Consider the following 14,720-nt stretch of genomic DNA (forward strand, 5'->3'; position numbering starts at 1 on the left):
ATCCTCATGAAAACGGCCTTCCGCCTGGCGCTGGCGGCGTTACTGCCGCTGGCCCTGCCCGCATCCCAAGCCCTGGCCCAAACGGCCGAGCTGGTGTCCCGCACCGAATTGCGCGTCTGCGCCGACCCCAACGACATGCCCTATTCCAACCAGAAGGGCGAAGGGTTCGAAAACAAGATCGCCGCCATCATCGGCCAGGATCTGAAGCTGCCCGTCAGCTATGTCTGGTTCCCCCAGGTCATGGGCTTCGTGCGCAACACCCTGCGCGCCCGCCAGTGCGACCTGGTCATGGGCACGGTGGCCGGCGACCCGCTGATGGACAACACCAACGCCTATTACCATAGCGGCTATATGATCGTGACGCGGGCGGACGCCGGCATCACCGCTACCTCGGTCGGCGATCCCAGCTTGGCCGACAAGCGCTTCGGTCTGGTGGCCGCGACGCCGCCCACGGACCTGCTGCTGCGCCATAACCTGATGGCGCACACCACCTCCTATGCCCTGACGGTGGACACCCGGTACGAGTCGCCCTCGCGCGCCATGCTGCAGGATCTGGCTGACCGCAAGATCGACGTCGCCCTGCTGTGGGGTCCCATCGCCGGCTATTACATCAAGCAGGACAAGCTGCCGCTGAAGGCCGCCTTCCTGGACCCCGAGGGGGACGGCAACCGGCTGGATTTCCGCATCGCCATGGGCGTGCGCGCCAATGAGCCGGAATGGCGCCGCTCGGTGGATCAAGCCCTGCAGCGCCATCGGGCGGAGGTCGACAAGCTGCTGGCGGACTATGGCATCCCGTTGTTGGATGAGCAGAACAAGCCCATCCCCGCGTCCTTGCCGGGGGCCGCCGGCGCCAAGCCATGAAGGTGCTGCCCGCGGCCGTTCTGGCAAGCGTGATGGCCATCCTGCCCGCCATCGCCGCGTCGGCGCAGACGGCCCCGGCCGTGCCGGAGCCATTGGGCTATCGGCTGGATGATTATCGGGCGCCGGTGCCGGCGACGGTGTCCGGCGGCCGCGTGCTGACCACCGCCGCCCTTCAGGAGTTGCTGGCGCGGGAGGGGACCCGTGTGGTGCTGGTGGACGTGCTGCCCTCCCCCCGGCGGCCGGCCGGCATGACACCGGGATCGCCCTGGATGCCCCTGCCCCATGACGACCTGCCCGGCAGCGTCTGGCTGCCGGACGTGGGGCGGGGCGCGCTGAACCCAGCCCTGGAAAACTGGTTTCAGCAACAACTTGCGACTTTAAGCGGGGGCGACAAGAACCGCCCGCTGGTGTTCTATTGTCTGCCCGAATGCTGGATGAGCTGGAATGCGACCAAGCGCGCCGCCGGTTATGGCTATACCAATGTCGCCTGGTACCCGGACGGCGTTGACGGCTGGCGTGCCGCCGGGTTGCCGCTGGCCACCGCCACGGCGCTGACACCCCCGGCATCCCCGGGGACCCCCTGAGTTCAAAAGTTCACGACGACCAGAGACCAGGTAAAGGAGAGCGGAAGGTGCGACGTATCGGATTTTGGGCGGCGGTTGCCGCCACGATCATCGCGGGTGGAACGGCCGGAACGGCCCTGGCGGACGGTGATCCCGCCGCCGGCCAGGTGGTGTTCAAGAAGTGCGCGGTCTGTCATTCCATCGACGCTGGCGTGAACAAGGTGGGCCCCAGCCTGCATGGCATCATCGGCCGCAAGTCCGCCACCGCGCCGGGCTACGACTATTCCGCCGCCATGAAGGGCGCCAACAAGGAATGGACGGCCAAGGAGCTGGACACCTACCTGACCGACCCGCGTGCGGTCGTGCCGGGCACCAAGATGGTGTTCGTCGGCCTGAAGGACCAGAAGGACCGTGACAACGTCATCGCCTATCTGGCGACGCTGAAGTAAACGGTTTCATCCTCAAATCGTATTCCCAACACCCCCGTCCGGAGCTGCCGGACGGGGGTGTTTCCGTTTGGCGTCACGGGTCTTTACGGCATCATGTTAATGGGCCATTAATCCTTGTCCTGCATTATGCCATCGGCATTAGAGAGGGGCGGGGGCCCGTGAGCACCAGAGCCGGTACGACGGTTTCAGACACGGTCATGTCGCGCGGCGCCACCGCGGCGCCGGCGCCCCTGATTCGCGCCCGCGAACAGCAAGGCCCCCTCATGGACCAGGCCTGGCAAGCCCCTGGCGACGCCGATCCCGCAATCACCCCCGTGGCCCAGTCCGGTCCGGCCTTCAACCTGGGCCTGAGCCGCAGGGCGTTCAAGGTACTGTGGTCGCTGCTGGAAGCGGGGGCGGTGGCGTTCCTAGGTGGCATTCTGCTCTGGCTGGCGGTGCACGCCGGACTCGTCGCGGCCGACGACCTGCGCATCGGCCTGTGTCTGGCCGCCGGCCCCGCGCACGTCCTCTTGGCCTGGATGCTGGGCCGCCACGCCCGGCCGCGCCACTCCGACGAACCGCCATGGTCCGTGGTTGCCCAGGTGATGGCAGCCTTGTTCGCCTGCCTGCTGGCGGTGGCGCTGGCCAACGACAGCGGCGTCGCCACTATCGCCTGGATCGCCGTGTGGGCCGTGCTGGCCACCGGCGCCATGGTCCTGGCCCACCGCCTGGAAGGCGCCATCGTCCCTCTGGCCATCGCCCGCCGCTGGCGGGTTCGCCACGCCGTCATCGTCGGCGCCGGCCCCGCCGTCCTGCGGCGGGTAAAGGACATGGCCGGTCGTATGGATTATGAGATCGAGTTGCTGGGCATGTTCGGCGACCGGCCGCCCGATGGCGGTGTATCGTCCCGCCAGCCACCCTATCTGGGCGGCCTGGAGTCCCTGTTCGACTTCCTGGCGCGTCATGGGGCCCGCCATGATGGGGAGGTGGGCGTATTCATGGCCCTGCCGTGGACGGCCGGTGACCGTACCGCCGCCGTGCTGGAACGGCTGCGCACCGTGCCCGTCACCGTCTGGCTGGTGCCCGATCCGGAGCTGTCGGCCCTGGCGTTGCCACAATCGGGGCCCAGTCAGGCGGGGCCCAATCAGGCGGGCCCGAGTCAGGCGGGCCGCAATCAGGGCCGCGCGCCGGCACCGGAATGCCAGGGCCGATGATACTACCCACACGTTCCGTTCGTCAGCGCCGCTTGTTAATCTCCCGGTTCATCCGCAAGCTTCCGTGACGTGTGGACATGCAGCTTCTGAGCACCCTGGCCACGATCGGCTTCGTCCTGCCCGTGTTCGCCGCCCTTATGGGCATGCTGCTGGCGCGGCGCGATTATAGCGTGGCGGCTGCCTGGGGCGGCGGCGTGGTGCTGTCGCTGCTGATCGCCCTGGCGATCCGCGGGATGCTGCGCGCGGACCCGGACCTGCCGCACTTTCCCAGCGGGCACGTCACCCTCGCGGTGGCCTTCTATGGCGGACTGCTGGTCATCTATCTGCGCGGTGGCCACAGCCATGGCCGCATGGCCCTGCCGTTGATCATCACGGCCCTGGCCAGCATCGCCCTGGTCGAAGGCTGGTCGCGCGTGCTGCTGACGGAACACACCTGGGTGGACGTCATCGGCGGTTTCGTTGTCGGATCCCTGGGCCTGCTGGCCACGGGCTGCCCCTGGGCGGTGCGCCGCATCCAGCGGGGCTCCCGCCTGTACCTGGCGGCAACCCTGGCCGTGGCCATTCCGCTGGCCTTCCTGAATGTCCGGTGGCTGGACAGCCTGATCCGGACCTTCGTGGTGCTTTAGCTCCTACCGCCCCTCCAAAAGACGCAAAGCGGCCACGGTCACCGGGCTGGTATCGACACCAGCCCGGCGCGGGGAATGCCGCGCCATGCGTCGGTGACTGAACCGTCTCGAGCTTCAAATCTTCGACCCTTTCGACAAGACCCCAGGGGGCCCAGGGCGGCATTTTCCCCCTCGTGCCGGCCATCCTGTCCGGCAGCATTTTCGAAATCCCGCCAGCTTTCGCGAGGAAAACACCATGTCCATCACGGCCACGCCCACCCCCGGCGCCAAGCTGCTGACCCCCACCGATCACACCCTGATCATGATCGACTTCCAGTCGCAGATGTCCTTCGCGACGCATTCGATCGACGCCATCACGCTGCGCAACAATGCGGCCCTGGTGGCCAACGCCGCCGCCGGCTTCAAGGTGTCGACCATCCTGACCACGGTGGCGAAAAGCAGCTTCTCCGGCCCGATGTACGCCGAGATCACCGACGCCTTCCCCGGCCAGGACCTGCTGGACCGCACGTCCATGAACACCTGGGAAGACGCCGCGGTGATCAAGCAGATCAACGCCATCGGCAAGTCGCGCATCGTGCTGTCCGGCCTGTGGACCAGCGTCTGCATCGTCGGCCCGGCCCTGTCGGCCATTGACCAGGGCTTTGAGGTCTACGTCATCACCGACGCCTGCGGCGACGTCTCGACCGAGGCGCACGAGCGCGCGGTGGAACGCATGATCCAGGCGGGCGCCCGTCCCATCACCGCCCTGCAGTACCTGCTGGAGCTGCAGCGCGACTGGGCCCGGACCGAGACCTATGACATGACCACCGGCATCGCCAAGAAGTGGGGCGGCGCCTACGGCCTGGGAATCACCTACGCCAAGACCATGTTCAACGCCCACGAGGGCTGAACCGTCAGCGCGGCCGGGCATGCGCCCGGCCGCGTCCTTCTTCTGGTGGCAGGGAGAACGCCCCATGAAAGTCTACCTCTTGTCGCTGGGCGCCGGGTTGCTGGTGGGCGTCATCTACGCCCTGATCAACGTCCGGTCCCCCGCCCCGCCCGTGGTCGCCCTGGTGGGCCTGCTGGGCATCCTGGTGGGCGAGCAGATCCCGCCCCTGGTGAAGACACTGTGGGCCAAGGAGCCGGCGGCCCTGTCCTGGGTGCAGGAACAGGTGCGTCCGCACATGTTCGGCCACCTGCCGCAGGGGGGCCCCAAGGCCGCCGCCGCACCCGATACCGCTAAAGGGACCTGAGAAATGACCACCGCTGCCGATGTCCAGACGGCCGACCTGATCCTGCATCACGGCCTGTTCACCACGCTGGATCGCGCCAACCCCACCGCCACCGCCGTGGCCGTGAAGAACGGCCGCTTCCTGAAAGTCGGTGGGGAGCATGAGGTGATGGCCCATGCCGGCCCGGCCACCAAGGTGATCGACCTGAAGGGTCGCCGCGTCCTGCCCGGCCTGATCGACAACCACCTGCACATCATCCGCGGCGGCCTGAACTTCAACATGGAGCTGCGCTGGGACGGCGTGCGGTCACTGGCCGACGCCATGGCCATGCTGAAGCGCCAGGTGGCCATCACCCCCGCCCCGCAGTGGGTGCGCGTGGTCGGCGGCTTCACCGAGCACCAGTTCGTGGAAAAGCGCCTGCCCACCATCGAGGAGCTGAACGCCGTGGCGCCCGACACGCCGGTGTTCATCCTGCACCTTTATGACCGCGCGCTGCTGAATGGTGCGGCCCTGCGCGCCGTGGGCTACACCAAGGACACGCCGGAGCCGCCGGGCGGCCAGATCCTGCGCGATGCCAAGGGCAACCCCACCGGCCTGCTGCTGGCCAAGCCCAACGCCGCCATCCTGTACGCCACCCTGGCCAAGGGGCCCAAGCTGCCCTTCGAGTACCAGGTGAACTCCACCCGCCATTTCATGCGGGAACTGAACCGGCTGGGCGTGACAGGCGCCATCGACGCCGGCGGCGGCTTCCAGAACTACCCTGATGACTACGAGGTCATCCAGAAGCTGGCGGATGAGGACCTGCTGACCATCCGCCTCGCCTACAACCTGTTCACGCAGAAGCCCAAGGGCGAGAAGGACGACTTCCTGAACTGGACGCGGACCTCGACCTACAAGCAGGGCACCGACTATTTCCGGCACAACGGCGCCGGCGAGATGCTGGTGTTCTCCGCCGCGGACTTCGAGGATTTCCGCCAGCCCCGCCCCGACATGGCGCCGGAGATGGAAGGCGACCTGGAAGAGGTGGTGCGCATCCTGGCGCAGAACCGCTGGCCCTGGCGCATGCACGCGACCTATGACGAAACCATCAGCCGCGCGCTGGACGTGTTCGAAAAGGTGAATCAGGACGTGCCGCTGGAGGGCCTGAACTGGTTCTTCGATCACGCCGAGACCATCTCCGACGAATCCATCGATCGCATCGCGGCCCTGGGCGGCGGCATCGCCGTGCAGCACCGCATGGCCTACCAAGGCGAATATTTCGTCGAGCGCTATGGCCTGGGTGCCGCTGCCGCCACGCCGCCGGTGGCGCGCATCCTGGAAAAGGGCGTCAAGGTTTCCGCCGGCACCGACGCCACCCGCGTCGCCTCTTACAACCCCTGGGTCTCGCTGGCCTGGCTGATCACCGGCAAGACTGTGGGTGGCCTGCACCTCTACCCTCGCGCCAACTGCCTGGACCGCGAGACGGCCCTGCGCATGTGGACGGAGAACACCACCTGGTTCTCCAATGAAGAGGGCAAGAAGGGCCGTATCCAGGAAGGCCAGCTGGCCGACCTGATCGTGCCGGACCGCGATTTCTTCGCCTGTGCCGAGGATGAGATCGCCGACACCACCGCCCTGCTGACCGTGGTGGGCGGCAAGGTGGTTTACGGCGCCGGCGACTTCGCCGGCCACGACGCCGCCCCCATCCCGCCGGCCATGCCCGACTGGTCGCCGGTGCGGACCTTTGGTGGCTACGGCGCCTGGAACCTGCTGGAACCGACAAACACGAAGCTGCAACGCCAGGCGGCCCAGTCCTGCGGCTGTGACAGCGCCTGCGGCGTGCATGGCCACAGCCACGCTACCGCCTGGTCGGCCAAGCTGCCCATCCGCGACCTGAAGTCCTTCTGGGGCGCCTTGGGCTGCGCCTGCTGGGCCGTCTGATCATGGCGACGGCCTCATTGGTCCAGCCCGCCGCCCGCCTGCTGACGCCCCCCGCCGTCCGGTGGGTGGCGCTGCTGGGCCTCTGCGCCGCCTATATCCAGGGCGGCATCAACAAGGCCTTGGATTTTGGCGGTGCGGTGGCGGAGCTGGCGCACTTCGGCATGCCGGCCTATCCCGCGCTGGCAGCGGCGGTCATCGTGCTGGAGCTGGGGGCGTCGGCGATGATCCTCAGCGGCCGTCTGCGGTGGCTGGGCGCCCTGGCCCTGGCCGGCTTCACCCTGTTCGCGACCTTCGTGGCCAACCGCTACTGGGAGATGGCCGGGCAGGAGCGTTTCATGACCGCCAACGCCTTTTACGAACACCTGGGACTGGTCGGCGGCTTCGTTCTCGTGGCCTGGCATGACCTGAAATCCCGCACCCCTTCCTCGTCCGCATCCTGATGGGAGCCTTTCCGATGCGTATCCGTTCTTATGCCGCCGCCTTGCTGATGGGCGCCTGCCTGGCCCTGCCCCTGGCGGCGCAGGCGGCCACCTCCGCCAGCCCGGCCGTCGCCGTGGCGCCGCAGTACGACACCACCCACGTCTATGTGGCGGTGGAGGACGTCGACAAGTTTGTCGCCAGCTTCCTCGCCACCTTCGGCGGGCAGAGCACCAAGCAGGTGGTGGCCACCGTCACGCCGACGCCCAGCAGCACCACGTCGCAGCTGCTGCAGACGCCGGTGGGCACCGTCTCGCTCTTCGGCTTCAAGACTCCCATCCCCTACCCCTTCGGCGCTGAGCGCACGGGCTATCTGGTCACCGACATGGACGTGGCGACGAAGGCCGCCGTCGCCGCCGGCGCCGACGTGCTGGTGGAACCCTTCCCCGACCCCATCGGCCGCGACACCGTCATCCAGTGGCCGGGTGGTGTGAACATGCAGCTGTACTGGCACACCACGACGCCCAACTACACCGCCTTTGAAACCGTGCCGGAGAACCGCGTCTACGTCTCCGCCCACAAGGTGAAGGAGTTCGTGAAGGACTGGGTGGCCTTCAGCCATGGCAAGGTGGTGTCGGATGATGCCAAGGCCCCGGGCGTGGAAATTGGCCGTCCCAACGACACCTACCGCCGCATCCGCATCGAGAGCGCCTTCGGCAAGATGACCGTCCTGGTCACCGATGGCCACCTGCCCTGGCCCTATGGCCGGGAGATGACGGGCTATGAGGTCAAGAACCTGGATGAGACCCTGGCCAAGGCCAAGGCCGCCGGCGTGACCGTGGTGGTTGAGCCCTACACCGCCGACCACCGCAAGGCCGTGGTGGTGCAGTTCCCCGGCGGCTACGTCGCCGAAATCCACAGCGCGTCCTAAGACCCGTCATGATCCGCCGACGGCACCCGTCATCGCGCCCGTGCCGTCGGCACCTGATGGCATCTACACTCACTCTGGGCACCCTGGCCCTGGCCTGCGCGGTTACCGCCAGCGCCAGGGCGCAGGAGGATGACACGATAGAGACGCCCGTGGCCCCGGCCGCGACCCGCCCGGCCATCAAGTCCAACCGGTGGCAGGAGGATTGGTCGGCCCTGGCCAATCCGGCGCTGCGCACCGAACCGCTGGACGGGCTGAAGTACATCCCGCTGGACGCCACCAACCCTCAGACCTACCTGTCGCTGGGCCTGACCCTGCGCGAGCGGTTCGAGGATAACGAGGCGCCGCTATTCGGCATCGGCGGGCGCAAGGGCGACAGCTACGTCATCCAGCGCCTGCAGACCCATATGGACCTGCGCATCGATGGCCATTGGCAGTTGTTCGGCCAGTTCGAGGATGCGCGCGCCTTCGACAAGACCACCCTGACGCCGGCCGACCAGAACCAGGCCGATCTGCGCCAGGCCTTCGTCGCCTACAGCGGCGACCTCACCGACGACATCACCTTGAAGGTGCGCGCCGGCCGGCAGGAAATGGGCTTCGACCGCCAGCGCTTCGTCTCCACCCGCGACGGGCCCAATGTGCGCCAGGCCTTCGATGCCGTGTGGGTCAACGTCGAGACCGCCCCCTGGCGCATCATCAGTTTCTGGAGCCACCCGGTGCAGTACCGCACGGGGGAGCCGTTCGACGACTATTCCAACACCCACCTGCAATACGGCGGCATCCGCGTGGAGCATGCCGGTGTGGGTCCGGGAGAACTGTCCGCCTACTATTCCCGCTACCAGAACGACACCGCCAAATACCTGGACGCCAGCGGGCTGGAGCGGCGCGACATCTTCGACCTGCGCTATGCCGGTGCTGCGGCCGGCTTCGACTGGGATGTGGAAGGCATGGCCCAGTGGGGATCAGTGGGCCCCAAGGCGGTGGGGTCCTGGGCGGTCGGCGCCCTGACCGGCTATACCTTGAACGACGTCGTCTGGACGCCGCGCCTGGGCCTGCAGGCGGATGCCGCCTCGGGCGACGACCGCGCCGGCGACGGGCGGCTGGGCACCTTCAACCCGCTGTTCCCCAATGGCTATTATTTCGCGCTGGCGGGCTACACCGGCTATGCCAACCTGATCCACCTGAAGCCATCGCTGACGGTGAAGCCGATGCCGAAGCTGAGCCTGATGACGGCGGCGGGCCTGCTGTGGCGGCAGACGACGGCCGACGCCGTCTATGTCCAGCCCAGCAACGCCGTGCCCGGCACCGCCGGCAAGGGTACGCCCTGGACCGGCGTATACGGCCAGTTGCGCGCGGACTATGCCGTCACGGCCAACCTGACCACGGCGGTGGAGGCGGTGCACTACGCCGTCGGCGACACCTTGCGCCGCGCCGGCGGGCATGACAGCGATTATCTGGGCATTGAAGTCAAACTGGGATGGTAAGGCCATGAAACAGGGTTTGCCCGTGTTGTTGAGCGTCAACGGCGGCTATGTCGACACCGCCGGTTTCCTGGCCTTGCAGGGGTTGTTCACCGCCCATGTCACCGGCAACTTCGTCACCTTCGGCGCATCCCTGGTGCTGGGCACCTCGGGCGCCGGAGCCAAGCTGCTGGCCCTGCCGGTGTTCTGCGTGGTGGTGATCCTGTCGCGCTTCCTCTGCGCCGGACTGGAACGGCGGCAGATCCCCATCCTGCGCACCCTGCTGGTGCTGAAGATGCTGCTGCTGGCCGGCGGCGCCGCCCTGGCCATCCACTTCGGCCCCTTCCACAACGGTGACGCCCTGCCCGCCATCGTCACGGGCATGGTGCTGGTCACCGCCATGGCCCTGCAGAACGGCATGCACCGCGCCCATATGAGCACCACGCCGCCCACCACCCTGATGACTGGCACCACCACCCAGATCATGATCGATCTGGCCGACCTGATGCGCGGCGTGACGGGGGAGGCGCGGGCCGCCGCCAAGGGGCGCCTGGGCAAGATGTCGGCCAGCGTCATCGGCTTCGCGTTCGGTTGCGCCGCTGCCGCCGGCCTGTTCCTGGTGGTGCGCGAATGGGCCTTCGTCGTGCCGCCGGTCATCGCCTTCATCGGCGTCCTGGTGACGGGCGACGTCCAGGCTAGCCCTGTGGCGCCAGCAGGACGGTGAGCAGGATCTCCTCCCCCACCTCGCAGTCCTGGTACAGCGCCTCTTCCAGCGCGTTCAGCGCCCGGTTGATGCGCACCAGCTTGGCGGCGTCCGCGCGCACCACGTGGAAGCGCGCCGCCAAGGTGCGCTGATCGCCCTCGAAGCGCGGAGTGCCCCCCTCGATAGCGGCGGAGGAGGATAGGTGGTCCGCCACCATGGCGTAAACCGCCTTCGGCCGGCGCGCTCCCCGCCGTTCCCCCACCACCCGCAACAGCCCGATCTCCTCCATCTGTTTCAGGTGATGGTAGAGCGAGGTCACCGGCCGGCCCATGCGCTGGGCGATTTCCCGCTGGTATGACTACGTCCTGCATTTCGGCCCCGGCGTCTTCCTGCCCTTCGCCGTCCGCCTGGGGGAAGATGGCAAGGTGGCGGGCTTCTCCATCGGCTAGCGCTTCCTTCCCACCGCCGCTATAGTTACCGGTAACATGCCGAGTGGCTATAAAGGGAGGAAACATGAACGGGACCAAGCGGGTACTCGCCCGATGCGTAATGGCGGCTGTTTGCCTGGCCGGGCTGGCCGGAAATCCCGCACTGGCCGCCACCGTCGAACACACCACTGTCGAGCGCGCGCCCTGGGGCACCGGCCCAGGTGGAGAGAAAACGGAGACGCTGACCGTCGCCAACGACATCGCCCGCCTGACGCTGTCCACCTATGGCGCGCGCATGGTGTCGCTGCAGTTGCCCGACCGCGACGGCCATTGGTCGGACGTGCTGATCCTGCCCGACACACCGGACAAGCTGACGGATTTCTGGGTGATGGCCGGCGCCTCCATCGGCCGGTTCGCCAACCGCATCGCCAACGGCGCCTTCACGCTGGACGGCAAGACCTACCAGGTGGACCGCAACCTGGGGCCCCATACCCTGCACGGCGGGTCCAACGGCTTCGACAGCCGGGTGTGGGAGGCCAAGGCCGTGCGCGACGGCGTGGAATTCCACTATGTCTCGGCGGATGGGGAAATGGGCTTCCCGGGCACGATGGACGTGAGCGTGGCCTATCACCTGGCCAGGCGCGGGGGGCAGGCCATCGTCACCATCGACTATGCCGCCACCACGGACAAGCCAACGGTGGTCAACCTGACCAACCATGCCTTCTTCAACCTGGCGGGCGCCGGGCAGCCCATGACCGGCCAGGCCGTCACCATCGCCGCCGATCGCTACACCCCCACCAGCCCCGACGCCATCCCCGACGGCAGCGTCAAGCCGGTGGACGGCACCCGTTTCGACCTGCGCCATTCGACGAGCTTCAGCGCCATCCTGGGCAGCGGCGGCATGGACCAGAACTTCGTCCTGTCCGCCCCCGGTCTGAAGACCCTCGTGGCCACGGTGACCGACACAGCCTCCGGCCGCATGATGGAGGTGTACACCACCGAGCCCGGGCTGCAATTCTACCTGCCGGCCAAGCCGCCCGCCCTGAACGGCGTGCCCACCCACGGCTTTTCCCTGGAATCCCAGCACTTCCCGGACAGCCCCAACCACCCCTCCTTCCCGTCGACCATCCTGCGACCGGGCCAAACCTTCCACTCCACCACCCGTTATGTGTTTACGGTGGGGCGGTGAGGGCACGATATGGAAATTAAGAGCGTCAGCTACCCCTGCCGCCGCCGCCAAGCCGCCGGGGGCATGCCCGTGGCTGCGGCGAAGACGCGGGTCAGATGACTTTGGTCAGCGAAGCCGCAAACCAAGGCGATCTCCGCGATGGGTAGCGGGCCGCGCAGCAGCTCCCGCGCGCGGGCCACGCGATGGTCCAGCAGCCAGCGATACGGCGTCTGGCCGGTGGTTTCGCGGAAGGCTTTGATGAAATGGCTGCGCGACAGGCCGCATTCGGCCGCCACCTCAGCGATGGCGACGTCACCGCCCATGTTGGCCATCAGGAACTCCTTGGCGCGCGCCTCTTGCCATTGCGACAGGCCGCCCGTGCGCCGGCCGGCCGACGGCGCCAGCGTGGCCATGCCGCCATAGGTCTGGGCCACGTGGATGGTCAGGGCCAGGGCCACCTGGTCCACGAACAGGCGGTTGCCCCGATCCGGCACGTCCAGTGCCGGCAGCAAGGCGGACGCCAAGCCATAGGCCACCGGGTCCACCGTGCCCCGCGCGCAGGCGAAGCCGCTGATCGCCGGGCGCTCCAGCTCCTCCGTCAGGGCGTTCAAGCTGGCGCGCGGAATCTGGACGCGCACATTGTCGAAGGATGAAAGGTGGCGGCAGGCCCAGCCCTCCCCCAAGTGGGTGACGGACAAGGCCATGCGGGCGTGCCCGCCGGCAAAGACCAGGCGGCCGCCGCGCCACAGCTCATGCCGGGGAAAATCGCGCAGCTGGATGATGACGGAAAACATGTCCAGGCACGGGATGTCTTGCCGGTCGCGGCTCGCGGGGTGGTCCTGGCGCAGGCGCAGGACCTGCGTGTCGCCCGCCCGCAGGCCCGTGGCGCGCGGCCCATCCGGGCGGGCACTGGCCAAGTGTGTGTCCGGCATGATCTCCCCCATCTGGTTGGCGCGATCCCGCTTCCCCCCGAAGGGGGTGCCCCTCTAGACTACAGCCGCTGGGGACGGGTTGTCGAAAGGCAAGGCCGTGGCAGAACCGTCGCCGGCATCCACTCCACCATCCCGCCGTTTTGGCGGGACTATCGTTCAAATCCACGCGCATCCGACAAGAACGGTCGCGCACCGGGGCCCTACGGTGGCCTTCATTCGCGTGGAAAAGTGTTTTGCCAGTAAATCATTGGGGAATCATGAGCAGCGTCGGGCAGTTCGAATTCATCCTGCTGCTGTTGGTGGCCATCCTGGGCCTGCGGCTGCTGGCCGGCCGTTTGGGCTTGCCGCCGGCGGCGGCGCTGATCATGGGCGGGATGGGCCTGGCCTTCGTGCCGGGTGTGCCGACCTTCGACCTGGACCCTGACCTTGTGCTGGTGCTGTTCCTGCCACCGCTGCTGATGGATGGAGCTTATTACACCGTCTGGCGGGAGTTCCGGCGCAACCTGGCCGCCATCCTGCAACTGGCCATCGGCGCGGTGCTGTTCACCACCCTGGCCGTGGGCGTGGTCACCCATATGCTGGTGCCCCACCTGCCTTGGGCGGTGTGCTTCGCGCTCGGCGCCGTGGTCTCACCCCCCGACGCGGTGGCGGCCAAGGCGGTGCTGGAGCATGTGACCCTGCCCCGCCGCCTGGTCGTGCTGCTGGAGGGGGAAAGCCTGCTGAACGACGCCGCCGGCCTGGTGCTGTTCCGCTTCGCCATCGCCGCGGCGTTGACCGGCGCCTTCAGCCTGGGCCAGGCCACCCTGGCCTTCACCGGGCTGGCGGTGGGCGGCGTCATCGTGGGCGGCGTTCTGGGCTATCTCTGGATTCGGGGTCTGCGCCTGCTCAAACATGAGCACCTGACCATCACCGCCATCTTCATGCTGCCCTGGGCCGCCTATATCCTGGGGGAGGCGGCGGGCGTCTCCGGCGTCATTGCCACGGTGGCCGCCGGCCTGGTGCTGGGCTGGCACCAGCATGAGGTCTTCACCGCCAGCGTGCGCCTGATGAGCACCGCCGCCTGGCAGGTCATGGTCTTCGTGCTGGAGGCCCTGGTTTTCATCCTGATCGGCCTGTCGCTGCGCGGCGTGATGAGCCGCCTGGGCGGTGTGGAACACGCGCTGGGCACCCTGGCCGTGCCGGTTTTGGCCGTGCTGGGCACCGTCGTGGCCGCCCGCTTCCTCTGGGTCTTCGCGGCGGAAGGGGCGGGCCAGATCCTGGGCCTGCTGGTGAAGCGACGGCCACTATGGTCCCCCGCCAGCGCCCTGCTGCTGAGTTGGGCCGGCATGCGGGGTGTGGTCACCCTGGCCGTGGCCCTGTCCATCCCTACCGGGGTGCCGGGACGCGACCTGATCCTGGCCGCCGCCTTCGCCGTCATCCTGGGCACCGTGTTGATCCAGGGCAGCAGCCTGGGCCCCCTGATCCGCTGGCTAGGCCTGGACAAGTCCGCCGGGCACCAGGGTGCGGTGCTGACCGCCCCCCAGGCCATGGCCGCCGTCGCCGCCGCCCAGCTGGAGGCCGTGCGCGCCCGCGCCCATAATGCCGACGGCAGCGTGCGCCACCCCCGCCTGCTGGAGCAGTACACCCACCGCGCCCGGGTGGCCGAGCGCTACTCCAAGGAGCGGGACGTGCTGAGCGCCGACCGCAGCGAGCACTACGACGTGATCCTGGCCACCATCGCCGCCGGACGGACGGAGGTGCTGCGCCTACACCGCACCGGCCGCATCCACGACGACGTGCTGCACGTCCTGGAATATGAGCTGGACTTGCAGGAGATGGCGGCCAGCACGTCGAGAATGAGGTTGGGGTAAGCTCCTCGGCG

At 67.9% G+C, this 14,720-nt stretch carries 16 protein-coding genes; 14 read left to right on the forward strand and 2 right to left on the reverse strand.

The window, feature by feature from the left end:
* Positions 1-6: 6 nt before the first annotated feature.
* The 12 genes from FBZ87_RS18845 (at position 7) to FBZ87_RS18900 (ending at position 10,352) form a co-directional block, all read left to right on the forward strand.
* Positions 7-861, forward strand: a complete 855-nt coding sequence (locus FBZ87_RS18845; RefSeq protein ID WP_145612111.1) for a substrate-binding domain-containing protein — start codon at positions 7-9, stop codon at positions 859-861.
* Positions 858-1,445 (forward strand): PQQ-dependent catabolism-associated CXXCW motif protein, encoded by a 588-nt coding sequence (locus FBZ87_RS18850; protein ID WP_145612112.1) that lies wholly within the window; start codon positions 858-860, stop codon positions 1,443-1,445. Before FBZ87_RS18845 ends, FBZ87_RS18850 begins: the two co-directional genes overlap by 4 nt.
* A 47-nt stretch (positions 1,446-1,492) precedes the next feature.
* Positions 1,493-1,873, forward strand: a complete 381-nt coding sequence (locus FBZ87_RS18855; RefSeq protein ID WP_088875745.1) for a c-type cytochrome — start codon at positions 1,493-1,495, stop codon at positions 1,871-1,873.
* Between the two features lie 158 nt (positions 1,874-2,031).
* Positions 2,032-3,066, forward strand: a complete 1,035-nt coding sequence (locus FBZ87_RS18860) for a nucleoside-diphosphate sugar epimerase/dehydratase (RefSeq protein ID WP_145612114.1) — start codon at positions 2,032-2,034, stop codon at positions 3,064-3,066.
* A 77-nt stretch (positions 3,067-3,143) separates the two neighbouring features.
* Positions 3,144-3,692: a phosphatase PAP2 family protein gene (locus FBZ87_RS18865; RefSeq protein ID WP_145612115.1), complete on the forward strand. Its 549-nt coding sequence runs from the start codon at positions 3,144-3,146 to the stop codon at positions 3,690-3,692.
* Positions 3,693-3,927: 235 nt separating this feature from the next.
* The gene (locus FBZ87_RS18870; RefSeq protein ID WP_145612116.1) at positions 3,928-4,581 is read left to right on the forward strand and encodes a hydrolase; all 654 of its coding nucleotides are present in this window, start codon (positions 3,928-3,930) and stop codon (positions 4,579-4,581) included.
* Positions 4,582-4,645: 64 nt separating this feature from the next.
* The gene (locus FBZ87_RS18875) at positions 4,646-4,924 is read left to right on the forward strand and encodes a XapX domain-containing protein (protein WP_145612117.1); all 279 of its coding nucleotides are present in this window, start codon (positions 4,646-4,648) and stop codon (positions 4,922-4,924) included.
* A gap of 3 nt (positions 4,925-4,927) precedes the next feature.
* Positions 4,928-6,823: an amidohydrolase gene (locus tag FBZ87_RS18880; protein WP_145612118.1), complete on the forward strand. Its 1,896-nt coding sequence runs from the start codon at positions 4,928-4,930 to the stop codon at positions 6,821-6,823.
* 2 nt (positions 6,824-6,825) lie between these two features.
* Positions 6,826-7,263, forward strand: a complete 438-nt coding sequence (locus tag FBZ87_RS18885) for a DoxX family protein (RefSeq protein WP_145612119.1) — start codon at positions 6,826-6,828, stop codon at positions 7,261-7,263.
* 14 nt (positions 7,264-7,277) lie between these two features.
* Entirely contained in the window at positions 7,278-8,171 is an 894-nt protein-coding gene (locus FBZ87_RS18890; RefSeq protein WP_145612120.1) for a VOC family protein, read from the forward strand.
* A 56-nt stretch (positions 8,172-8,227) separates the two neighbouring features.
* On the forward strand, positions 8,228-9,652 hold the full coding sequence (locus tag FBZ87_RS18895) for an alginate export family protein (protein WP_246134481.1): 1,425 nt from the start codon (positions 8,228-8,230) through the stop codon (positions 9,650-9,652).
* Positions 9,653-9,656: 4 nt separating this feature from the next.
* Entirely contained in the window at positions 9,657-10,352 is a 696-nt protein-coding gene (locus FBZ87_RS18900) for a DUF1275 family protein (RefSeq protein WP_145612122.1), read from the forward strand.
* Here the strand turns inward: FBZ87_RS18900 and FBZ87_RS18905 are convergent.
* Positions 10,324-10,662, reverse strand: a complete 339-nt coding sequence (locus FBZ87_RS18905) for a helix-turn-helix domain-containing protein (protein WP_145612123.1) — start codon at positions 10,660-10,662, stop codon at positions 10,324-10,326. The two genes, FBZ87_RS18900 and FBZ87_RS18905, sit on opposite strands and share 29 nt — an antisense overlap.
* A gap of 218 nt (positions 10,663-10,880) precedes the next feature.
* Here FBZ87_RS18905 and FBZ87_RS18910 point away from each other — a divergent pair, with 218 nt between their 5' ends.
* On the forward strand, positions 10,881-11,948 hold the full coding sequence (locus FBZ87_RS18910; RefSeq protein ID WP_186454839.1) for an aldose epimerase family protein: 1,068 nt from the start codon (positions 10,881-10,883) through the stop codon (positions 11,946-11,948).
* 29 nt (positions 11,949-11,977) lie between these two features.
* On the opposite strand, the gene FBZ87_RS18915 is transcribed toward FBZ87_RS18910, so the two are convergent.
* Positions 11,978-12,859, reverse strand: coding sequence for an AraC family transcriptional regulator (locus FBZ87_RS18915; protein WP_186454840.1), 882 nt, complete (start codon positions 12,857-12,859; stop codon positions 11,978-11,980).
* A gap of 257 nt (positions 12,860-13,116) precedes the next feature.
* Between FBZ87_RS18915 and FBZ87_RS18920 the strand changes: the two genes are divergently transcribed.
* Positions 13,117-14,709, forward strand: a complete 1,593-nt coding sequence (locus tag FBZ87_RS18920) for a Na+/H+ antiporter (RefSeq protein ID WP_145612126.1) — start codon at positions 13,117-13,119, stop codon at positions 14,707-14,709.
* The last annotated feature ends 11 nt before the right edge of the window (positions 14,710-14,720 follow it).

The organism is Nitrospirillum amazonense (assembly GCF_007828035.1).
Classification (GTDB): domain Bacteria; phylum Pseudomonadota; class Alphaproteobacteria; order Azospirillales; family Azospirillaceae; genus Nitrospirillum; species Nitrospirillum amazonense.